General features: G+C 61.2%; 22 protein-coding genes. 14 read left to right on the top strand and 8 right to left on the bottom strand.

All coding sequences use genetic code 11. The features are described from left to right. Window positions 1–8 precede the first annotated feature (8 nt). Together ACL2XF_RS05385 and ACL2XF_RS05380 are read left to right on the top strand one after the other, a co-directional pair. Window positions 9–1,172, top strand: a complete 1,164-nt coding sequence (locus tag ACL2XF_RS05385) for an L-talarate/galactarate dehydratase (RefSeq protein WP_413728180.1) — start codon at window positions 9–11, stop codon at window positions 1,170–1,172. A gap of 257 nt (window positions 1,173–1,429) precedes the next feature. Continuing rightward, the gene (locus ACL2XF_RS05380; protein WP_410014681.1) at window positions 1,430–1,777 is read left to right on the top strand and encodes a DUF488 domain-containing protein; all 348 of its coding nucleotides are present in this window, start codon (window positions 1,430–1,432) and stop codon (window positions 1,775–1,777) included. A 5-nt stretch (window positions 1,778–1,782) separates the two neighbouring features. Here the strand turns inward: ACL2XF_RS05380 and ACL2XF_RS05375 are convergent, their stop codons facing one another. Both ACL2XF_RS05375 and ACL2XF_RS05370 read right to left on the bottom strand, forming a co-directional pair. Next, the gene (locus ACL2XF_RS05375) at window positions 1,783–2,814 is read right to left on the bottom strand and encodes an ABC transporter substrate-binding protein (protein ID WP_413728179.1); all 1,032 of its coding nucleotides are present in this window, start codon (window positions 2,812–2,814) and stop codon (window positions 1,783–1,785) included. 68 nt (window positions 2,815–2,882) lie between these two features. Further along, window positions 2,883–3,929, bottom strand: coding sequence for an ABC transporter permease (locus ACL2XF_RS05370; RefSeq protein ID WP_413728178.1), 1,047 nt, complete (start codon window positions 3,927–3,929; stop codon window positions 2,883–2,885). A 491-nt stretch (window positions 3,930–4,420) separates the two neighbouring features. Between ACL2XF_RS05370 and ACL2XF_RS05365 the strand changes: the two genes are divergently transcribed. Then, a complete protein-coding gene (locus ACL2XF_RS05365; protein WP_410016799.1) occupies window positions 4,421–5,233 on the top strand; it encodes an ABC transporter ATP-binding protein in 813 nt (270 codons plus the stop codon). A gap of 18 nt (window positions 5,234–5,251) precedes the next feature. On the opposite strand, the gene ACL2XF_RS05360 is transcribed toward ACL2XF_RS05365, so the two are convergent. Both ACL2XF_RS05360 and ACL2XF_RS05355 read right to left on the bottom strand, forming a co-directional pair. Next, on the bottom strand, window positions 5,252–5,842 hold the full coding sequence (locus tag ACL2XF_RS05360; RefSeq protein ID WP_413728177.1) for a carboxymuconolactone decarboxylase family protein: 591 nt from the start codon (window positions 5,840–5,842) through the stop codon (window positions 5,252–5,254). Beyond that, on the bottom strand, window positions 5,839–7,203 hold the full coding sequence (locus ACL2XF_RS05355) for an MFS transporter (RefSeq protein ID WP_413728176.1): 1,365 nt from the start codon (window positions 7,201–7,203) through the stop codon (window positions 5,839–5,841). Before ACL2XF_RS05355 ends, ACL2XF_RS05360 begins: the two co-directional genes overlap by 4 nt. Before the next feature lie 271 nt (window positions 7,204–7,474). Here ACL2XF_RS05355 and ACL2XF_RS05350 point away from each other — a divergent pair, with 271 nt between their 5' ends. The 10 genes from ACL2XF_RS05350 to ACL2XF_RS05305 all read left to right on the top strand — a co-directional run bounded on the left by ACL2XF_RS05350 (window position 7,475) and on the right by ACL2XF_RS05305 (window position 17,956). Next, window positions 7,475–8,188 (top strand): GntR family transcriptional regulator, encoded by a 714-nt coding sequence (locus ACL2XF_RS05350; RefSeq protein ID WP_410014676.1) that lies wholly within the window; start codon window positions 7,475–7,477, stop codon window positions 8,186–8,188. Then, the gene (locus ACL2XF_RS05345; RefSeq protein WP_413728175.1) at window positions 8,185–8,967 is read left to right on the top strand and encodes an ABC transporter ATP-binding protein; all 783 of its coding nucleotides are present in this window, start codon (window positions 8,185–8,187) and stop codon (window positions 8,965–8,967) included. The genes ACL2XF_RS05350 and ACL2XF_RS05345 overlap by 4 nt, the downstream gene beginning before the upstream one ends. A gap of 2 nt (window positions 8,968–8,969) precedes the next feature. Continuing rightward, complete coding sequence (locus ACL2XF_RS05340) at window positions 8,970–9,743, top strand: ABC transporter permease (RefSeq protein WP_410014674.1); 774 nt, start codon at window positions 8,970–8,972, stop codon at window positions 9,741–9,743. Between the two features lie 5 nt (window positions 9,744–9,748). Further along, the gene (locus ACL2XF_RS05335; RefSeq protein ID WP_413728174.1) at window positions 9,749–10,729 is read left to right on the top strand and encodes an ABC transporter substrate-binding protein; all 981 of its coding nucleotides are present in this window, start codon (window positions 9,749–9,751) and stop codon (window positions 10,727–10,729) included. Between the two features lie 13 nt (window positions 10,730–10,742). Then, the gene (locus ACL2XF_RS05330; RefSeq protein WP_413728173.1) at window positions 10,743–11,759 is read left to right on the top strand and encodes a quinone oxidoreductase family protein; all 1,017 of its coding nucleotides are present in this window, start codon (window positions 10,743–10,745) and stop codon (window positions 11,757–11,759) included. A 93-nt stretch (window positions 11,760–11,852) separates the two neighbouring features. Next, window positions 11,853–12,269, top strand: coding sequence for a PaaI family thioesterase (locus ACL2XF_RS05325; RefSeq protein ID WP_331122548.1), 417 nt, complete (start codon window positions 11,853–11,855; stop codon window positions 12,267–12,269). A 9-nt stretch (window positions 12,270–12,278) separates the two neighbouring features. After that, complete coding sequence (locus ACL2XF_RS05320; protein ID WP_413728172.1) at window positions 12,279–13,064, top strand: VOC family protein; 786 nt, start codon at window positions 12,279–12,281, stop codon at window positions 13,062–13,064. After that, window positions 13,061–14,611 (top strand): class I adenylate-forming enzyme family protein, encoded by a 1,551-nt coding sequence (locus tag ACL2XF_RS05315; protein ID WP_410014670.1) that lies wholly within the window; start codon window positions 13,061–13,063, stop codon window positions 14,609–14,611. The genes ACL2XF_RS05320 and ACL2XF_RS05315 overlap by 4 nt, the downstream gene beginning before the upstream one ends. After that, complete coding sequence (locus ACL2XF_RS05310; protein WP_413728171.1) at window positions 14,601–16,223, top strand: gamma-glutamyltransferase family protein; 1,623 nt, start codon at window positions 14,601–14,603, stop codon at window positions 16,221–16,223. Before ACL2XF_RS05315 ends, ACL2XF_RS05310 begins: the two co-directional genes overlap by 11 nt. An 86-nt stretch (window positions 16,224–16,309) precedes the next feature. Next, window positions 16,310–17,956 (top strand): ABC transporter substrate-binding protein, encoded by a 1,647-nt coding sequence (locus tag ACL2XF_RS05305; protein ID WP_413728170.1) that lies wholly within the window; start codon window positions 16,310–16,312, stop codon window positions 17,954–17,956. 5 nt (window positions 17,957–17,961) lie between these two features. On the opposite strand, the gene ACL2XF_RS05300 is transcribed toward ACL2XF_RS05305, so the two are convergent. The 3 genes from ACL2XF_RS05300 to sodC all read right to left on the bottom strand — a co-directional run bounded on the left by ACL2XF_RS05300 (window position 17,962) and on the right by sodC (window position 19,664). Next, window positions 17,962–18,600: a hypothetical protein gene (locus ACL2XF_RS05300; RefSeq protein ID WP_413723048.1), complete on the bottom strand. Its 639-nt coding sequence runs from the start codon at window positions 18,598–18,600 to the stop codon at window positions 17,962–17,964. Next, complete coding sequence (locus ACL2XF_RS05295) at window positions 18,600–18,947, bottom strand: type II toxin-antitoxin system prevent-host-death family antitoxin (protein ID WP_413723049.1); 348 nt, start codon at window positions 18,945–18,947, stop codon at window positions 18,600–18,602. The genes ACL2XF_RS05300 and ACL2XF_RS05295 overlap by 1 nt, the downstream gene beginning before the upstream one ends. 192 nt (window positions 18,948–19,139) lie before the next feature. Further along, a complete protein-coding gene (sodC, locus tag ACL2XF_RS05290) occupies window positions 19,140–19,664 on the bottom strand; it encodes a superoxide dismutase[Cu-Zn] (protein WP_410014665.1) in 525 nt (174 codons plus the stop codon). A gap of 295 nt (window positions 19,665–19,959) precedes the next feature. Between sodC and ACL2XF_RS05285 the strand changes: the two genes are divergently transcribed. Next, complete coding sequence (locus tag ACL2XF_RS05285; protein WP_413728169.1) at window positions 19,960–21,597, top strand: ABC transporter substrate-binding protein; 1,638 nt, start codon at window positions 19,960–19,962, stop codon at window positions 21,595–21,597. A gap of 95 nt (window positions 21,598–21,692) precedes the next feature. Here ACL2XF_RS05285 and ACL2XF_RS05280 read toward each other — a convergent pair whose 3' ends face one another. Then, window positions 21,693–21,851 (bottom strand): DUF3309 family protein, encoded by a 159-nt coding sequence (locus ACL2XF_RS05280; protein WP_410014663.1) that lies wholly within the window; start codon window positions 21,849–21,851, stop codon window positions 21,693–21,695. Between the last annotated feature and the right edge of the window lie 40 nt (window positions 21,852–21,891).

Genomic DNA, 21,891 nt, shown 5'->3' with positions numbered 1-21,891 from the left:
GAGAATGTATGATGTCCATTACCCCATCCACTGCTCAATGCGCGGATAACGATACCATCAGCTGGGTACGCGTTTCCTCGGTATTCCTGCCTCTGGCCAATCCGATAAGCGATGCCAAGGTGCTTACCGGCCGGCAAAAACCCATGACCGAAATCGCCATTTTATTTGCCGAAATCGAAACCCGCGACGGCCATCAAGGGCTGGGTTTCAGTTATTCAAAACGCGCCGGCGGACCCGGCCAGTTCGCCCACGCCGGCGAAATTGCGCCGGTGCTTATCGGCGAGAACCCCAGCGATATCGCCAAACTGTGGGACAAGCTGTGCTGGGCCGGCGCGTCGGTCGGGCGCAGCGGGCTGGCCACCCAGGCCATCGGCGCCTTTGACGTGGCGCTATGGGACCTGAAGGCCAAACGGGCCAACCTGTCGCTGGCGCGTCTGCTGGGCGCGCAGCGCGATTCGGTGCGCTGCTATAACACCTCGGGCGGTTTCTTGCACACGCCCCTCGATCAACTGATGAAAAACACCGATATCTCGCGGGAGAAGGGCATCGGCGGCATCAAGCTGAAAGTCGGCCAGCCCGATTGCGCGCTGGATATTCAGCGGGTCAGCGCCATCCGTAAGCATCTTGGCGACGGCTTCCCGCTGATGGTGGACGCCAACCAGCAGTGGGACCGCCCCACCGCGCAGCGTATGTGCCGCCATTTCGAAGCGCTGAACCTTATCTGGATCGAGGAGCCGCTTGATTGTTACGACGCGGAAGGCCACGCGGCCCTGGCGGCGCAGTTTGACACGCCCATCGCCACCGGCGAGATGCTGACCAGCGTCGCCGAGCATTGGGAATTTATCAAAAACCGCGCGGCGGATTACCTGATGCCCGATGCCCCGAGAGTCGGCGGCATTACGCCATACCTGAAGGTGGCCGCGCTGGCCGAGCATGCCGGCCTGATGATTGCCCCGCATTTCGCCATGGAGCTGCATGTGCACCTCGCGGCGGCTTATCCGACCGAACCCTGGGTGGAGCATTTTGAATGGCTGGAACCGCTGTTTAATGAACGTCTGGCGATCAAGGACGGCCGCATGCTGGTGCCCACCCGTCCCGGCCTTGGCCTGACGCTGAGTGAACAGGTGGCGGCCTGGACCGCGCAGACCCTGGAAGCCGGCCGGCGCGCCTGACGCACGCCATGCTGGTCAGCGCCTTCCTGTCGGCCGCCGGCGGGGTAAAGCAAAAGCGCCGGCCAGGACCCGGGCAGGCTGAAAAACCTTGTTCAGGGATAACGGCATCGCGCGCGCCGCTGTTTAACCGGCGCGGTGATATTGCTTTCGCCGCCGGCGCTGCTGCATGATGGCGGGGCGGCGGGAACGCTGCGCATAATAAGGCATGCGCGGTACGGCACCCAAGGCGATACCGCGCTGGTCGCGACGGAGGCGGGATGATTTATTGCAAACGCGTTTATGAACCGGTTGAACCCGGCGACGGCTACCGGGTATTGGTTGATCGATTGTGGCCGCGCGGGGTGAAAAAAAACGCCCTGCCGATGGATTTATGGTGCAAAGAGGTCGCGCCGTCGCAGGCGTTGCGGCAGGCGTTTCATGCCTCTTTGCTGGACTATGACGGTTTCCGCGCCGCTTACCGCCAGGAGCTGCGGGACAATGAGGCGGCGTGGCGCCCCCTGGCTACGCGCGCCGCCACGGGGGATGTCACGTTACTTTATGCCTCGCGGGATACGCTGCGCAACCACGCCATGGTGCTGGCGGAATTTTTACTCACCGCCGGTTGACGGCGTCACGCGCTTAAAATATCGGGCACCGTTTTATTGATAAACGTACGGGTATCGGTATCGGCCCGGATGACGTTAATGGTTTTCAGTTCATCCACGTAGGCCGCCAGCTCGGCGCGCAGATGATGGCCGGTGGTGTGGTGGCCGTGGGTATGCTCGGCGAGGATGGCCTTGACCTGCGCCGCGCTGATGGTGCTGGGCAGAAAAGGCGCGAAGATCTCGGCGGTTTCTTCAGGATTATCCACCGCCCACTGCTGGGCGTCGACCACCGCCTGGGTTATCGCCCGGGCGGTCCCGGGGTCGTTGCGCACCAGCGCGCCGCTTAGCGCCAGTACACAGCAGGTGCGATCATGGTAAGCGCCGCTGAGGTTGGTGGCCACCTCGAACAGATCGTCGCGTTCACGGATCAGCCAGCCCTGCGGGTCGGTGGCGGCAATCGCCTGTACCTCGCCCTTGCGCAGCGCCTCGCCGGACAACTGTTCGGGATATTGTACCCAATTGACATCGCTGTCGGGATGGAATCCCTGTTTAGCCAGCTGGATGGCGAAAAAGTTTTTTACCGGGCTTGCCTGGTCGCTTACCGCCACCGCCTTCCCCACCAGATCCCGCACCTGGGTAATGCCGCTGTTTTTGGCGGTGACAAGCCGCATGCAGCCGCCGTGGGTACCCACGGTCAGGGCGACGTCAAACCCCTGCTCCAGGGGTTTTAGCCAGCGCAGCGCCATGCCGATGCCGGCCTCGGCCTGGCCGGTTGACAGCGCGACCAGCGGGGTATCGCCGTCGGTAAAGTTGACCGTTTCCACCTGCAAGCCGTACTTGGTGAAAAACCCCTTTTTATAGGCCACTGAAATCGGCGCCTGGCAAATGCCGGCCTGATGCCAGGCGATGCGCACGGTTTTCAGCGGCGCGGCGACGGGTGCGCCCACGGCCCGGGCCAGGGGTAAGCCGGAGAATAGCCCTCCGCCCAGGGCCACGCCGCCCAATACGCCCGCCGATTGCAAAAAATGCCGTCTTGTAACCTTAATATTCGCCATCATGACTCCCGAAAGAAAATATAAAAAATACGATTTGCGGCGTTATTTATGGGTGCCGAAACCCGCAATAATTACCATTTCACCGCCCCGCTCTGCCAGGCCAGCAAACGATCGCGCACGGCGAACAGCACCGTTATCAAGGTGGAAAATAATAACGCCATCACAATCAGCGCGCCGTACATATTGGAATAAGCGGCCCAACCCTGCGCCCATTGCAAATACCAGCCCAGGCCTGATTTCACTCCCATCATTTCGGCGGCCACCAGTACCGAAAAAGAGGCGCCCAGCCCCATGAACAGGCCGACAAATACATGCGGCAGCGCCGCTGGAATAACCACCCGGGTAATCAGAAACAGGGGTTTGGCGCCCAGGGTGCGTGCCACGTCATAATAACTTTTATCGACGCTCGCCACGCCGGACCAGGTTAATACCGTCACCGGAAACCAGGTGGCCAGGGCAATCAGGAATATCGCCGCCGAAAAGCTGGAAGGAAAGAAATAAAGCGTCAGCGGTAATAATGCCGTTGACGGCACCGGCCCGAGAAACCGTAATATCGGGTGCAGCCAATATCCCAGACTTTTTGAACAGCCGATGGCGACGCCGGTTAAAAATCCGCTCAGGCTGCCGAATAAAAAACCGAAGAACAGCAGACGCAGGGAGTGCAGCAGACTGTCGCCCAGCCGGAGCCAGTCGGTGGCGTAGGCTTCCACCAGCGCATGCGGCGGCGCGAAAAACGGCGCCGGCAGCCACGCCAGCTTGGCGGTCGACACCTCCCAGGCCGCGACAAACAGCGCCAGGGCAAAAAACCATTTACCACCGGACCGGACATGGCGCGTTAGCGGGGCGATAATCAAGCGTAGCAGCGGCAGGCGTTCTCCCAGGGAAAACAATAATAATAACAGGGCGATGCCCGCCGCCAGGGCGTGCGTTTGCGCAATATAAAGCGGGCGGGCAAAACCGACCGGTTTATCCGGCCAGAGGATCATCAGCGCCGCCACCGCGCCCCAGGCGACGGCGGCGCAAAAGCCCATGGTCCAGAACCCCAAGTCCTGCCCTTGCCCTCGCGCAGAGACTGCCGCGGCGGACGAGGCCGCCGGCTCCCATGCCTCGGATGTCATATAACCTCCCGGTAATTTTTGGCGATATAGCCTGGCCGATAAAGAAGCCAAAAAATGAAGGCGACATTATCCGCTGCGGGTATATGCGTTTTTATTCTTTATAAATGCGTTCCCAATGAATATACTCAAATGTGTGTAGCCATAAAGTATATTAATCAAACCCATTCTCATTTAAGCTGCCTGACAGGGGATAAATGTTATTATCAATTAACATTGTTTGGCGATATTTAGCATATTATTAACGTTTACCTTTGCCGGCTAAAACGTTTAATTCAGCAGATGAAGTGACAATATAACTACGCCGCAATTCTCAATAAGTAAATATCATTCTGGAATTAAATATAATTAATTAGACCATAGGTGCGCTTGTGATGGAATTTTTACCGCGTTACGTTAGGGGAAGAAAAAAGTGCCGGATATATATGCATAAAGTAATTATCGTTATGCGGCAATAAGCTTTCGCTATTTATTTAAGGAAACAGCATATGACCCTGATCATCAATAAGCCCGACGCTCCGTCCACCTTTACGCCGTCAGGCGCCGGCGCCGGTCTGCGACTGGATATAAACCGGGTCAGCCATGGTTTTGATCTTGGCGGCGGGCTATTGCCGGTATTGGAGCAGGTCTCAATCAGCGTGGCGCCCGGCGAGTTTATCGCGCTGCTGGGACCGTCGGGCTGCGGCAAATCCACCCTGCTCAGGCTGGTGGCCGGCCTGGAAAATCCGCTTTCCGGCCAACTGCTGGAAGACGGCGAGCCTATTCGGCGGCCCGATCCGGCGCGGGTGGTGGTATTCCAGGATCCCACGCTGTTTCCCTGGCGCACCGTCTGGCAAAACGTGGCGCTGGGCCTGCAAGCGCAGGGATTACTTAACGAACGGGGCCGGCGGCGGGTCGATGGGGTGCTGGAACGCGTGGGGCTGGCGCAGTTTGCCCAGGCCTATCCCCGGCAGCTTTCGGGCGGCATGGCGCAGCGCGCGGCGTTGGCCCGCGCGCTGGTCAACGACCCGCGTCTGTTGATCCTGGACGAACCGCTGGGCAAGCTGGACTCGCTGACGCGCATCCGTATGCAGGGGGAACTGGTCGGCCTGTGGCGGGAAAAGCGCTACAGCGTGCTGATGGTCACCCACGACGTGGAGGAAGCGCTGCTGATGGCCAACCGGGTCGTGGTGTTCGGACCGCGTCCCGCGCGTATCCTGGAAACCATCCCGGTCGCACTGCCCTATCCGCGCAGGCGTAATCATCCCACGCTTATCGCCTTGCGCACCCGGGCCTTGGCGCTGCTGGGGGCCGAAGCCGGCGCCTGACCCGGGCTGCGCGCGGGTTTATTCGAACGCTTTCGCAATGCCCAGCGTATGCGCGTATACCGCTCCGGCCCGGAGCACCAACGCCACCGCATACCCCTCTTCCAGCGCCTGCGGCAGCGCCCCGGCCCGCAGCGCCGCCTGGTGAAACGCCAGCCGCAGCCCTTCCCGCTCTTTGGCCAGGGCCACCGCGGCGGCGGTCACATAACGCAGCGTCAGCGGCAGCGTCGGTTCCCTCAGCAGGGTATTAACGAAAATAGTGCGGTCGTTCTCCACCGGCAGTCCGCTCAACGGCGATGATCGCACACTAATAGCGCCGTCCGCGCTAATATCGATATCGCCGCCCGGCAGTGTTTCCAGCGCCGCGGTGATATAGGCGGCGGCCAAGACGTCGTTCCTGACGGCGCCCAGCCGGCGCGCCAACCGCGCATGGTGTTCAATACAATAAGCACAGCGCGTCACCTGCGCGACCGCCACCGCCACCAGATGTTTATCCCTGCTGCTTAGCGCCCCATTGTTCCAATGCCTGCGGGACAGGTTTCTGAACGCCGCGGCATGCGGACTGGCGGCCTCAAGCGTCGCCAAAATATCGGCATCATGTTGATGGCTCATGCGAGATCCTCGGCATCTAACGAGACGGCGCCCGCCGGCGCGGCGCGTGCCGCGTTACGGCCATCCCGCACCGGATCTTGCGCGGCGAAGGCGGCAATCAGGCTTAACAGGGCGTAAAACGAGATATAGGCGCTGATAAGCCAGGGCGAACCGTCACCCACCGAAAACAGATAGGTGGCGATAAATGGCGTCAGGCCGCCGGAGATAAGCGTCCCTACCTGATAACCGATGGAGACGCCGCTGTAGCGCACCTCGATGGGAAATTGCTCCGAAAACCAGGCCGCGCCCGGTCCATATATCGCGGCGTCGAACACCGCCAGCGCCACGGCCACCACCAGCGGCAGAAACGTCAGATTGCCGTGGTCCAAAAACCAAAAGAACGGCCAGACCAGAATGCCGATGCCCAGGATGCCGAAGACCGCCGGCGCGCGGCGGCCGATTTTGTCGGAGAGCAGCGCCCAGAAAGGCGTGGCGATAATCGCCGCCGCGGAACCGACCAGAACGGCGGTCAGCGCCATGGTGGCGTCGCCGCGTTTTAATACCAGGTAGCTCAGCGCGTACGTGGTTAGGATGGCATACATCGCCGGCTGCGCCAGGCGTAATCCGATGGTGACCAGCAACCCGCGCGGATGCCGGCGGATCGCCTGCGCCACGGGAAAGCGCTGTATTTTCCCGGCGGCCTTGGCGCGCAAAAAAGCCTCGGGTTCGTCAATACGCAGGCGGACGAAAATACCGATGCCGATAAGCACGATGCTGAACAAAAAAGGCAGCCGCCAACCCCAGGCGGCAAAGGCGTCCGCGCTGATCGACGCCCTGACGATAAGAAACGTGCCCGACGCCAGCAGCATGCCGGCCGCCGAGCCGATTTGCGTGAAAGAGCCTAAAAATCCCCGGTTTTTCGGCGTGGCGTGCTCGACCGACAGCAGCGAGGCGCCGCCCCATTCCGCCCCCGTCGCGATACCCTGCAGCAACCGCAGCAAGACCAGCAGGACGGTGGCCCACAGTCCGGCGACGGCATAAGTAGGCAATAACCCGGTCAGCAGCGTCGCGACGCCCATTAAAACCAGGGAGGAGACCAGCACCCGTTTGCGCCCGACCCGATCGCCGAAATGGCCGGCAATGATACCGCCCAGCGGGCGCGCAAAAAAGCCCACGCCATAAGCGGCAAAAGATCCCAACAGACCGGATAGCGGATTGGATGAAGGCGGAAAAAAGGTATGGCTGAAAATCAGCGCCGCGGCGGTACTGTAAATATAAAAATCATACCATTCTACGGTGGTGCCGATAAACGCGGCAAACGCCACTTTACGGCTTCGGCTTCGGTTCCGGCCGGCGCCGGGCAGGTCAACATAATGCGTCATTTTAATACCCCTTTAGCTTGCGTCTTAATACTAAAGCGGCAGGCGGCCCGGGCCGTCAAATAACATTCATTGCTGACGATAGCCGATATTTATCTGAAGTCCCGCCATGGGTCGGCGCGATATTGTGAGCTGCTCAGATTAGCTTATTTTCGGCATAAGATATCACTTTTTCATATTGGATCACCGCGCTTAACTCATCCTACACTGCGGTTTATTAAGCGCCCCAGAGTTAATCAGTGAGCAGCTCACAAGCAGAGGAAGAGACGGTCACATGCCATTATTAAGCAAGACAGCGGATTTACCCCTGGGTGATGTCGCCTATAACCGCATCAGGCACGACATTCTTTGCTGCCGCCTGCTGCCGGGTTCCATGATTACCGAACCGGAGCTGATGGAAAATTATGCCATCGGCAAAAGCAGTTGCCGCGTGGCGCTGGCGAGGCTGTGCCATGAGCATCTGGTTGAATCGCGTCCGCGCAAAGGGTACCGCATCGCGCCGATTACCGTGCAGGACGTCGAGGAGATTTTCACCCTGCGCGTCCAGCTGGAACCGCTGGCGGCGCGGCTGGCGGTAGGCCGTGTCGATATCCAGGAACTGCGCGAGCTGGAGGCGGCCTGCCGTGTGGAGCTGCATGCGCCGTTGCCGGAACAGATCGATGTTTTTATGAACGCCAACAAGCGCTTTCACCTGGCCATCGCCCGGGCGTCGGGCAATAACCACCTGATCCGCACCCTGTCGAGCCTGATGGACGAAATGTCGCGGCTGGTGGCGCTGGGCTTTAACGTGCAGAAAACCAAACCCGAGATCAAGCACGATCATAACGCCATGATTCAGGCGTTTATCGATGGCGATGCCCGGCGGGTGGAGACCATCGCACGCCGCCATATCGAGACCTTCCAGGTGATGACGATGGAAAAGGTCTACGCCACGCTCAGCAAAGGCGGCGCGATCCTGCCGATCCTCGAGCGGAGCATGTCCTTATGAACCCGCCATTGATGACGTTGGCGGCGCGGTCCCAGGATGCCGCGGCGGGGGAAATTATCCGCGCCGAAGGCATCGGCAAGCGTTTCGGCCAGCTGCGGGTATTGGACAATATTTCCCTGGCGGTACGCGAGGGGGAAATCCTCGCCCTGCTCGGCGCCTCGGGATGCGGCAAAAGCACCCTGCTCAATATCCTCTCCGGATTGCTGACCCCCGACGAGGGCGATGTTTTTATCCAGGGCCAGTCCGCCGCCCGCTTCGACCATTGGGAGAAAGTGGCCTATTTGTTCCAGGAGGACCGCTTGCTGCCCTGGCGCAGCGTGCAGCAAAACGTTAATTTCGGGCTGGAGAATACCCGGTTGACGCGCACCGAGCGCGCGGCAAAGGTCGACGACGCGCTGCGGCTGGTGGGGCTGCATGATTTTCGCCACGCCTGGCCGCATCAGCTCTCCGGCGGCATGCGCAGCCGGGTGGCCCTGGCGCGCAGCCTGGTGGTGGAGCCGGAAATTTTATTGATGGACGAGCCCTTTTCCAAGCTCGATCCGCAAACCCGCGGCGTGATGCATAACGAACTGCTGCGTATCCAGCAGTTGAAAGGCGTTACCGTGGTGATGGTCACCCATGACGTGGAAGAGGCGGTGGTGCTGGCCGATCGGGTAGTGCTGCTCAAACCCAACCCCGGCCGTATTCATAAAATCATCGAGATGTCGCTGCCCCATCCCCGCGTGCCCACCGAGCGCGCGGTTGCGGAACAGTCGCGCCTGTTAAGGCTGGAGGTGTGAACATGAAATCATCCGCATCCTGGATTACGCTTATCGGCCAGCGCCTGGTGCTGCTTGCCCTGTTCCTGGTTATCTGGTGGCTGGCGTCCCAGCGCATGCCGTCGTTCGTGCTGCCGGGACCGCTGAAGACCTGGCAGGCGCTGGAAGCCTTGTGGCATGGCGATTCCCTGCTGCACGATATCGGCATCACCTTCTCCCGCGTCTTGTCCGGGTTTCTGCTGGCGACGCTAGTGGGCACGGTATTCGGCCTGGCGCTCGGCGCCAGCCGGCTGCTGGCGCAGTTCTTCGAACCCCTGCTGGCGGTGTTCAATACCGTCTCGTCGGCCATTTGGGCGATATTCGCCATTATCTGGTTCGGCATTTCCGGCGCCACCACCATCTTTGTGGTGTTCATGACCGCCATGCCGCTGATCCTGACCAACGTCTGGCAGGGCGCGCAAACCGTGGATGCGCAGTATGTGGAGCTGGCGCGCAGTTTTCGCATGGGCCGCTGGCAAACGCTCTTCAAGATCTACCTGCCGACCATCCTGCCCTACTTTTTCTCCGGCGCCCGGCTGGCCTTCGGCTTTGGCTGGCGGGTGTCGCTGGTGGCCGAAACCCTCGGCGCCTCGGACGGTATCGGCTACCGTCTGCGCCAGGCCGGGGATCTGGTGCAAACCGATCAGGTGTTCGCCTGGACCTTACTGCTGGTGGCCATGATGCTGTTGCTCGAAGGAGGGCTGCTCAAGCCGCTGGAACGTCATCTTTTCCGCTGGAAACAACGCACACAGGAATAATCGTTATGAAAAAGATATTGATGGCGGCTGCGCTGGCCGCCGGCACGCTGCTGGCCCTGGGTTCCCAGGCGGCGGAAAAAGTCCGCATCGGCTACTGGACCAGCGGCGTCAGCCTGGGGTACGGCGCGGTGCTGGAAAGCCGGGATTTCCTGGCTAAACGCGGTATCGACGCCGAATTTATCCATTTTCCCGATGTGAACGCCCCCATCAAGGCGCTGGCCTCGGGATCGATAGACCTGGCCTTCGGCGCGCCGCTGGCGGGCGTGTTCAGCACCGCGTCAGAAGGCGTGCCGATCAAAATCTTCGCCGCCACCCAGCCGGCCGACGTGCAGTTCGTGGTGCCGGCCGGTTCGCCGATAACCAGCCTGGCGCAGCTACAGGGTAAAAAAGTCGGCATGTCGCCGGCCGGTTCGTCGGTGGCGGTTATCGCCAGCACCATTTTGCAGCAGAACTACGCTATCAAGCCGGCGGATTTCTCGCTGATTGGCGGCAATGAATCGCGCCTGGCGCAGTTCCTGGCGCAAAAGCAGGTGGACGCCGCGGCCCTGCGCTCGCTGACCATCAGCCAGCTTGACGAACTGAAGGTGACCTCCATCGGCAGCTTTGCCGGCGAATGGAAAAAACTGACCCATACCGATGCCCTGCCCTATATCGGCGTCGGCGCGGTGCGCGCCGATCTGATTAACCAGCATCCCGACACCGTGGCGCGAGTCATTGCCGCGCTGCGCGATACCCTGGCCTGGGGCAAGGCGAATCCCGACGCCGTGGTGGCCATTTTGCAAAAACAGGCCAACCTGCCGCAAAAAGACGCGCAGGTCTACATGAGCCGCTGGGACAGCATGAACCGTATCGAGTTCGAGCCGGCGGATATCGACACCCTGAAGCGCGAACATCAGGTCTTTGTCGCCAGCGGCGCCATCAAGGGCGACCTGGACGACGGCCTGTTCGATAACCGCCCTTACCTGGCCGCCAAATCCATCAAGTAATCAGGAGCAATCTGTGAGTAACGTTATGAAAGCCTTAATTCTGGAGCAGCACGGCGACCTCGACCAACTGCGGGTGGTGAACGACAAGCCGCGTCCCGTCGCCGCGGCCGGCCATGTGGTGGTGCGCGTCGGCGCGTCGTCCTTTAATTACCACGATGTGTTTACCGTCAAGGGCATGCCCGGCATCAAGGTGCCGCTGCCGGTGGTGATCGGCTTGGATCTGGCGGGCACAATTACCGAACTGGGCGCGGGCGTCGAGGGCTGGTCCGTTGGCGATCGGGTGCTGGTCAATCCGTTAAAGCCCGGCGTCGGCCTGATGGGTGAAATGACCGACGGCGGCATGGCCGAATATGCCGCGGTGGACGCGCTGCAGCTTATCAGGCTTCCGGCCGGCGTCGGCTTTGCACAGGCCGCCGCGCTGCCGGTGGCCTACGGCACCGCCCACCGCATGCTGATAACCCATAATACCGTCAAAAAAGGCGACCGGGTGCTGATCCTGGGCGCCAGCGGCGGCGTGGGCACCGCCTGCGTGATCCTGGCCAAGCATCTGGGCGCCGAGGTCATCGCCTGTGCCGGCAGCGAGGAAAAAGCCCAGGCGCTGAAAGCCCTCGGCGCCGATCATGTGGTCAATTACCGTGAAACGGATTTTTCAAAATGGGCCATCGGCCAGTACGGCAAGCCACAGCGCCGCACCACGGAAGGCGGCGTCGATGTGGTGATCAACTTTACCGGCGGCGATACCTGGCGCCCCTCCCTGAAGTGTCTGAAACGCGGGGGCATCCTGCTGGTGTGCGGCGCCACCGCCGGCTACGACCCGCAGGAAGACCTGCGTTATGTCTGGAGCTTCGAGCTGACCATCAAGGGTTCCAACAGCTTCTATCGCGACAACCTCGAAGACCTGCTGTCGATGATCGCCGACGGCCGTATCGATCCGGTTATCGACCGGGTCTTGCCCCTGGAACAGGCGGCGGAAGGCCTGCGCCTGATTCGCGATCGCGAGGTGCTGGGCAAAGTGATCGTCGCGCCGTAACGCCGCGCGCGACCCGGCCGGCCGGGGTAGGTTTATGGCCCCGCGCCGTCCGGCCGTTTTGTTTGCAGACTGCATGCTATTAAGGAACAGATTATGACCGATATTACCGTCCCCACCGCCGCCGAAGTCCAGGAGCGGTTGTTAAAAGGCCCGTATCATCAATGGCTCGGGCTGGAAGTCCTGACCGTCGGCGAGGGCGAAATTACCCTGAAGGCGCGCTGGCGCGAGGAGTGGGTGGTTAACCCCGCCGGCGGCTATACCCACGGCGGCATCCTGGCCGCCCTGGTGGATTTGACCGCCGACTGGGCGCTGGTGGCGTTTACCGGCAAAGGCGTGCCGACCCTGGATTTGCGTGTCGACTACCACCGTCCGGCAAAAGGGGATTTAACCGCCGTCGGCACCGTGATCAAAGTGGGCAAGCAGTTTTCCAGCGCCGAGGCGCGGGTGTTCGACAGCGAGGGCCGGCTGGTGGCCAGCGGGCGCGGACTGTACGCCACGGCAACCGCCTAGGAAACCATCATGACCCTCCCGTTGGACCATCTGGTTATCAATACCCACTTCGCCACCGAGCGGGCGGCGCAGTGGTTCCGGGCGCTGGGTTTTACCCTGACGCCGCGCGGCTACCATTCATTGGGGTCGATTAATTACCTGATGATGTTTGCCGATCGCTATCTTGAAATCGTCGGCCTGCCCACCGACGGCGGGCGCCTGCGCCAGGAGCTGCTGGACAGTCCGGCGGGTATCGACGGCCTGGTGTTCGCCACCCGGGATGCCGGGGGCACCGCGCGCGCGCTGGCGGACGCCGGTTTTGCCCTGCAGCCGATCCAGGATTTTTCCCGCGAGGTGGCCAGCGGCGATGAGCATGGGCTGGCCAGGTTCACCACGGTGCGCCTTGCCGCCGGAACCTTTCCCGCCGGGCGGGTGTACTTTTGCCAGCACCACACCCCCGAATGGGTCTGGCGTCCCGAATGGCTTAGCCATGAAAACCAGGTCCAAAGCATTACCGGCCTGACCGTGATCAGCGGCGATGTGGAGCACTGCGGGCGTCAATACCGGCGCCTGGGCGATACCGGGCGTGATTTTGCCTTGCATATCGCCGATTACGCGGCCTTTGCCCGCCGGTTCGATGGACTGCCGTTGCCCGCCGCGGGCCGGGAGATGTTTGCCGCCGTGCATTTTCTGGGCGGCGATCTGGCGCGCATCGCCCGGGGCGCCGAGGCGCAGGGACTGCCGCTATGCTGGCGCGCGGGACGGTTACAGGTGGCGCTGCCCGAATTATCCACCCTACTCGAGTTTTTACCATGATGCAGACAACCAACCTGGGCGCCATGATCGATACCCGGCAGCCGGGCGGGCAGATTGCTTTTATCGCCCCGCTGGCGGACGACACCGCGCAGGAAATCACCTTTGACGAACTCGGCGCGCGCGCCGACGGCATCGGACGCGCGCTGCTGGCGCGGGGCTACCGCGCCGGGGAACGCGTCGCCATCCTGGGGCGCAACTCCATAGATTATATTGCCAGTCTGTTGGGCATCCTGCGCGCCGGGCTGGTGGCCGTCCCGATTAATTTCAAATTTCCGGTCGAGACGCTGGAGAATATCCTGCGCGATAGCGGCGCCCGTGTGCTGCTGGGCGATGCCGATCAGCTGTCCCGGCCGGCGATCGACCTGCCGCGCGTGGTATTTGACGGCGCGGGCGCGGACGGGCTGGCGGCCTTTATCGACCCCGGAGAGCTGACGCCCTTCCCCGCCGGACCGGACGATCTGGCGCTGCTGCTGTATACCTCGGGTTCCACCGGCATGCCGAAAGGGGTGCGATTAACCCATGCCAGCCATGCCTGGGTGGTGCGTACCCGCCTTGAGAACCATGAGCTGGAGGGCGAGCGGGTGCTAATCGCCGCCCCGCTTTACCATATGAACGCGCTGGCGCTGGCGCTGTTAACGCTTGCCAGCCATGTCACCACCGTGCTGCTGCCGCAGTTCAGCGCCCGCGACTATATTAACGCCATTAGCCGCTACCGCTGCAGCTGGCTGACGGCGGTGCCGCCGATGATCGCCATGATGCTGCAGGAAAAGGATTTACTGGCGCGCAGTGATTTAACCAGCGTCAGGGTAGTGCGCATGGGATCGGCGCCGGTAACCGACAGCCTGTTCCAGCAAATCGGCCAGCTGTTGCCGCAGGCGCGCATCATTAACGCCTACGGCACCACCGAAGGCGGACCGGTGGTATTCGGCCCGCATCCGCGGGGCATCCCCACACCGCGGCTGAGCGCCGGCGCCGCCCATCCCCAGGTTAGCCTGCGTTTGCGCGATCCCCAGGGCCGGGAGGCCGCGCGCGGCATTCTGGAGCTGAAAAGCCCGGGCCTGATGCAGGGCTATCACCAGCGTCCGGACCTGCGGCCGCCGTTTACCGATGACGGTTATTATATCACCGGCGATGTGTTCGCCCGCGACGACCAGGGGTTTTATACCTTTATCGGCCGGCTGGACGATATGTTCGTCAGCGGCGCCGAGAATATCTACCCGAGCGAAGTGGAGCACCTTATCGAACGGCATCCCGCGGTACAACAGGCCTGCGTGGTGCCGGTGGCGGACGAGATAAAAGGCACCAAGCCGGTGGCCTGGGTGATCCTGCGCCCCGGCCGGCAGGCCAGCGCCGGGGAACTGAAGGCGTTTACCCTGCGCCACGGCGCGGCCTACCTGCATCCGCGCCATATCTGGCTGGTGGACAGTTTTCCCCTGGCCGGCACCAATAAGATCGACCGCCGCGCGCTGCTGCTCGAGGCGGAGCGGCGCCTTCACCAGGATGACCCATCCCCCCAGGCCACGCCGGGAGCACAGCATGACATTTAACTGGCATAACCCCTATCCCACCGTACGCGCGCCGTTATTTGCCCGCAATGTGGTGGCGACGTCCCACCCCATCGCCGCCCAGGCCGGCAACAGCGTCCTGCTGGACGGCGGCAACGCGGTGGATGCGGCCATTGCCGCCGCCGCGACGCTAACGGTGGTGGAACCCTGCTCCAACGGCCTGGGCAGCGATGCCTTCGCCATGGTCTGGGACGGCGCGCGACTGCACGGCCTCAACGCTTCCGGCCCGGCGCCGGCCAGCTGGGATCTGGCCCACTTCCGCCGCCGTCATGGCGAGGACGGCAACGGCATGGCCAAACGCCCGGAACGGGGCTGGGACTCGGTCACCGTACCGGGCGCCGTCGCGGGCTGGACGGCGCTGCACCAGCGCTTCGGCCGGCTGCCGTTCGAACGGCTGATGCAGACCGCCATCGACGTGGCCGAGCGCGGCGTGACTATTGCGCCGATTGTCGCGGCGAAATGGCGGGCGGCGGTGACCCTACTGGCCGGGCAGCCCGGTTTTGCCGACGCCTTTATGCCCGGGGGGCGCGCCCCCGATATCGGCGAAAAGTTTGTCTTTCCAGCCGCCGCGCGCAGCTTGCGGCTGCTGGCGCGGCAGGGCGGCCGCGCTTTTTATGAAGGCGAAATCGCCGAAAAAATCGTCGCCTGGTCACAGACCAGCGGCGGCAGCCTGACGCGCGGCGATCTGGCCGCCTACCAGCCGGAATGGGTAACGCCCATCAGCCAGGACTACCGCGGTTATACCCTGCATGAAATGCCGCCCAACGGCCAGGGCATCGCCGCGCTTATCGCCCTCGGCATCCTGGAGCACTTTGATCTGGCCGGACTCGCCCTTGACGGCGCCGCGGCCCAGCATCTGCAAATCGAGGCCATGAAGCTGGCCTTCGCCGATGTCTACCGCTACGTTGCCGATCCGGCCAGCATGGATGTGACGCCGTCACAAATGCTGGATAAAGCCTATCTGGCCGGCCGGGCGCGCCTGATCGAGCCGGGCCGGGCGGCGGATCCCCAGGCCGGCCTGCCCGCCAGCGGCGGCACCGTTTACCTGGCCACCGCCGATGAAAGCGGCATGATGGTCTCGTTTATCCAATCCAATTATATGGGCTTCGGGTCGGGAGTGGTGGTGCCGGATTACGGCATCAGCCTGCAAAACCGGGGCGCCGGGTTCTCCAGCGACCCGCGTTCGGTTAACGTGGTGGCGCCCGGCAAGCGCCCGTTCCAGACTATTATCCCGGCCTTTTTGACCAAAGACGGCCAGGCGCAGATGAGTTTTGGCGTCATGGGCGGCGATATGCAGCCGCAGGGCCATATGCAGACGCTGGTGCGCATGCTGGATTTCCACCAGCAGCCCCAGGCCGCCTGCGACGCGCCGCGCTGGAAGGTCAACCGTGATTTTACCCTGGATCTGGAATCCACCGTCAATCCGCTGGTGGCGGAACAGCTGCGCGCCATGGGCCACCGGCTGAAATCGGTTAACGATCCTTATATGGATTTCGGCTCGGGCCAGTTTATCTGGCGGCTGTCGGCGGATCGCGACCACGGTTATGTCGCCGCCAGCGACAGCCGGCGCGACGGCCAGGCGGTCGGATTTTAGCATCAAAATGGCTTTATTTATGAACCGCATACTGATAAGAATGAGGCTTGTGCTTTTGGCGGACAGCCATTATTCGGGGATATGATATGAAGCCGGGATTAAATCACCTATCAGGTAAAGGAACAAAGACCAATACGGGACGTCCGTCGGCGGCAATAGTGACGCTGGCGGCATTGGCGCTGGCCGTCAGCGGCGCGGCGTCGGCCAAAACGCTGGTGTTCTGCTCGGAAGGCTCGCCGGAAAACTTTAACCCGCAGCTGTATACCTCGGGCACCAGCGTGGATGCCAGCGCGGTGCCGGTTTATAACCGGCTGGTGGATTTCAAGACCGGCACCACCGAGCTGCAGCCCAGCCTGGCCGAAAGCTGGGATATCAGCGCCGACGGCAAGATCTATACTTTCCATCTGCGCCAGGGCGTAAAATTCCAGGGTAACAAATACTTTAAGCCCACCCGTGATTTCAACGCCGACGACGTGATTTTTTCGTTTATGCGGCAAAAGGATAAGCAGCATCCTTACCACAATGTGTCCAACGGCACCTATGCCAATTTTGACAGCCTGGAGTTCGGCACGCTGCTGACCGCCATCGACAAGGTGGACGATCACACCGTGCGCTTTACCCTTGCCCATGCCGAGGCGCCGTTCCTGGCCGATCTGGCCTGGTATTTCGCTTCGATACTGTCAAGCGAATACGCCGACGCCATGTTAAAGGCCGGCACGCCGGAACGGGTGGATAGGGATCCCGTCGGCACGGGACCGTTCCAGCTGACCCAGTATCAAAAGGATTCGCGCATTCTGTTCAGCGCCTTCCCCGACTATTGGCAGGGCAAGGCCAAGCTTGACCGTCTGGTCTACGCCATTACCCCCGACGCCTCGGTGCGCTTCGCCAAGCTGGAAAAAGGCGAGTGCCAGGTCATGCCGTTTCCCAATCCGGCCGATCTGCCGCGCATGCGCGACAATAAAGATATTACGCTTATGCAAAAAGCCGGGCTTAACACCGGTTTTCTGGCCTTTAATACGCAAAAGCCGCCGCTTGACAACGTGAAGGTACGCCAGGCGCTGGCCATGGCCATTAACAAACCGGCGATTATCGCGGCCATCTTCCAGGGCACCGGTACCGCCGCGAAAAATATCCTGCCGCCGGGGGTCTGGAGCGCCAAGGAGGATCTGCGCGATTATGAGTTTAATCCGGACCAGGCCCGCGCCCTGCTCAAGGACGCGGGGTTCCCCGACGGCCTGACCATCGATCTGTGGGCGATGCCGGTACAGCGGCCGTATAACCCCAACGCCCGGCGCATGGCGGAAATGATCCAGTCCGATTGGGCGAAAATCGGCGTCAAGGCCAATATCGTCACCTATGAGTGGGGCGAGTACCTGAAGCGGGTCAGGAGCGGCGAGCATCAGGCGGCGCTGATGGGCTGGACCACCGCCACCGGCGATCCGGATAACTTTTTCGGCCCGCTGTTTTCCTGCACTTCGGCCAACGGCGGTTCCAATTCGGCCAGATGGTGTTACGCGCCGTTTGATAAATTGATTACCGAAGCGCGCGCCAGCAGCGACCATAACCGGCGCATCGCGCTTTACCAGCAGGCGCAGGACATGATGCACGAGCAGATGCCGGCGGTGATGATTGCCCATTCAACCATTTTTGAACCGGTGCGCAAGGACGTCACCGGCTACGAAATCGACCCCTTCGGCAAGCATATTTTTTATCAGGTGGACGTCAAGCAATAGCCCCTTCACTCCGCCAGTTCCATAGCCGCCTCCAGGAGCGGCCGCGCCCAAGCCGGAGTGGCGCTCAACGCCCGGGCATCATCGGCCGGGGGAAATACCATTTTCCCCCGCACCGTTTCAAGCACCAGAGTCGGGTCCGGAATTGCGTCGCCGGGCCTGGCATCCAGACTGTTATCGAAAACCTGCACATGGGCAAGCAACGGCAGCAGCTTTATCAGATTAGCCCGCGACGTGACCCACCGTTCCCGTATTTTCTGGGAGGGTATGGCATGGCCGCCATGACTCACGCGCAGCTGTACGCGCCTGATATGCTGCTCCGGTGATGATAGCCCGCAGAACAGCATGATCACCTCATGCGTTTCGCAGGCCTGGCTCAGCAGCCGTGGCATGGTATTGCCGCCCAGCGTGGTTTCAAAGGCATAGTTGGCGCCCCCGGCGATGGCGGCCTCCAGCCGCGAACGTCCAAAGGTCCATGCCCGGCCGTTCGCCTCGTCAGGCTCCAGCCCCAGTTGGGTCATAAGCTCACGGGCATAGGCATCCGGATTAAACCATGCCAGGCCGTGCTCTGCCAGCAGGCTGCCGCCCACCGAACTTTTGCCGCCGCCGTTAACGCCCGCCAGAACAAAAATAAACGGCCGCGCCATTAGAAGCCCTCGCCCGCCTTGGGCCGCCGTTTCAGCGCCCCCCGCCGCGCCAGCACAGAAGCTACATTCACGGCGGCGTCCGGATTTTCTAGCACCGCCAGCCGTGCATTGAACCTGTCGGTCAGGTCATCCAGTACCGATTGCTCACGTGCTTTAAGCAGCAGCAAAGAGTGAGTCAATTCACGATAGGTGGCGACATCCAGCAGCACCATTTCCACGGTGGAATGATTGGTAATGGCCAGGGTTCCGCCCTGATGCACCCTCCGCACCACCTCCCCCCATTTGTTTTTCACTTGCGAGGCGTTTGCCTGCGGCAATTCATCGAAATTAAGCAGTTCCGTGATCATGGTGTAATCTCCGCGAGCGGTATGATTTAGCCATTATGGCAAAAACAGCCTTATATAGCCATTCGAGATTGCTCAGGTGATGAAGAGGTGTTTGGGGAACAAACCGGCATAATGGGCAAGACGTCAACCTCGCCATAAGTTCTGCTTGCCCATCATACCCGCCGCACGTTCCCGCGCGGGCTTGCCGGTGGGTTATTTTATCACCGCGCAGGCGACACGGTCGCCGGCGCCGCCGATGGGCTGGCTTTGGTAATCATCAGGATTGGCGTGGATAACCACCGAGGAACCGTCGCCGTCCAGCAGCGCGGGGCGCGGGGTACCGGGCGTCACCGACACCAGCGTCGAATAGATTTCCGCAAAGGCCTTGCCGTCGGCGCCGGCGTAGATATTGGTCAGGTCGCCCTGATCGTTGGCATTGGCGTTCAACAAACCATGCACCACCGGCATCGCGGAGTGGACATGCCCGCCGGCGTCCTTGAACTTATCTTTGGCATCGCAAACCCCCTTTTCATGGAAATGAATACCGTGCCAGCCGGGAGCAAGCCCCGTGGCCTCCACGCGCATAATCACCCCTTTAGGCGCGTCCGAAAGGGTAATCTTACCCATATCCTTGCCGTCGGCGCCCACCAGGCTTGCGGTATGCACCGCCGGCTGGGGCTGGGCCAACGCCATATTGGCGGTTAAGGCCGTGGCGATGAAAAACACAATACGCCGCATAATAAACTCCTGTAGCAGAACCTGCCGACTGCGGAAGTGCAATGTCGGTCAATGTAGATAAGCGTAGACAGTGGGACGCATATTGTCCTGATTAGCGGCGCTATTCTTGATGTCGGTCATGCCATGCACACCGCCCGGCATCGCGCCATGCCCCGGCCCGGCACCGGCGGCGGCGTATTTATCCGGCGTTAAGCGCCACGGGGACCAGGCCTGGACGGCGCGCCATGTTGATGGTAGGAATGGTGGAGACTGCCGGACAGACATTATTTATCCGCGACAATAAGGAGGGGGAGGCATGAAGACAACCAGACTGCCGGGCATTACACTGGCGGGATTTACCCTGGGCGCGATGGCCGCGCTGTTGCCGGCCGCCACGGCCCTGGGCGCCGAGGTGCCCGCCGGAGTCGAACTGGCGGCCCGGCAGGACATCGTGCGCAATAACGGCAGCGAGCCGGCTTCCCTCGATCCCCACCGGGTCGAGAGCGATGTGGAATTTAATATCATCAGCGACTTCTTCGACGGACTGGTCAGCATCGACAACCACGGCGCCGTGGCGCCGCGCCTTGCCGCCGGCTGGGATAATCCCCGTCCCGGGGTGTGGATTTTTCACCTGCGCCCCGGCATTACCTGGTCGAACGGCCAGCCGATTACCGCCGGCGATCTGGTCTACAGCTGGCGACGCTTAATCGATCCCGCCACCACCTCGCCTTACGAAAGTTATCTGGTAAGCATGCATGTGCTGAACGCCGCCGAGATCGCCTCGGGCCAAAAGCCGGCGGACAGCCTGGGCGTGCGGGCGCTGGACGACGCCACGCTGCAAATCGACCTCACCCAGCCGGTAAGCGCCTTTCTCAGCATGCTGGCGCATCCGTCCCTGGTGGCGATTAATCCCCGGGCCGTCGCGCAGTTCGGCGATAAATGGACCCAGCCGCAGAATTTTGTCGGCAGCGGCGCCTTCACCCTGGCGCAATGGGTAGTGAATGAAAAAGTGGTGGGTGTCAGGAACAGCCGCTACTGGGATAACCAGCATACCGTGATTAACCGCATCACCTATTTGCCCATCGCGTCGGAAACCGCCGATATCAATCGTTATAAGGCGGGTGAAATCGATATTACCGCGAGCGTACCGCAAACGTTATTCCGGTCGCTGCAAACGGACCTGGGCGCGCAGGTGCATATTTCGCCCAAGCTGGCGGTCTATTATTATGAATTTAATACGCAAAAGCCGCCGTTTAACGATCCGCGGGTGCGGCTGGCGCTTAACCTGGGGCTGGATAAAACCATTATCGCCGAAAAAGTGCTGGGGCAAGGCCAACGACCGGCCTATCTGTTCAGCCCGGACAACACCGGCGGCTTTGCGCTCACCCCCCCTGTTTACGCTGGCTGGACCCAGCAGCAGCGGGTGGCCGAGGCCAGGACATTGCTGGCGCAGGCCGGATTTACCCCGGCGCGGCCGCTGAAATTCTCGCTGTTGTATAACACCTCCGAATCGCACCAGCGCATCGCCATCGCCGCCAGCTCCATGTGGAAAAAAAACCTGGGGGTGGAGGCCACGCTTAACAGCCAGGAATGGAAGAGCATGCTTGACACCCTACACGGGCCTAATTTCGACGTGGTGCGCTACGCCTGGATAGCCGACTATAACGAACCGTCCACCTTCCTCAATAACTACGTCACCAACGACAGCAATAATACGGCAAAATACAGTAACGCGGATTACGACCGGGCGGTAAATAATGCCGCCGCCGCGTCGACAAAAGAGGATCGGGCGCGGTATTACCAGCAGGCCGAGGATATTTTGACCAGAGAATCACCGGCCATCCCCGTTTATCAATATGTCTCGGTAAAACTGGTCAAACCCTATATCGGCGGCTTCCATGAAAGCCCACTGGGATATGTCTACGCCCGGGACCTGTACGTGGTTAAACACTAGCTCCCGCCTCCACTGCCCCGCGCAAATAAAATGGGGACCTGCGCAAAGCAGGTCCCCGTATACATCCGATAATGATTAAAGCATCGGATTAATTGTTAAATCCTGCCCAATAAGACCAAGATCAGCAGAATGACGACCACCACGCCGAGCAGGCCGCTTGGGTAATAACCCCAGCTGCGGCTGTGGGGCCAACTCGGGAAAGCACCAATTAGCAGAAGTATTAATACGATTAAGACGATTGTTCCGATGCCCATGGAAAACTCCTTTGTTTATTGACTTGCTGTTTCCAGCGCA

This window comes from Sodalis sp. RH19 (genome assembly GCF_047324215.1).
Lineage (GTDB): Bacteria > Pseudomonadota > Gammaproteobacteria > Enterobacterales > Enterobacteriaceae > Acerihabitans.
Note: the sequence above shows the minus strand (reverse complement) of the source record. Positions and strands in the feature narration are given on the sequence as shown.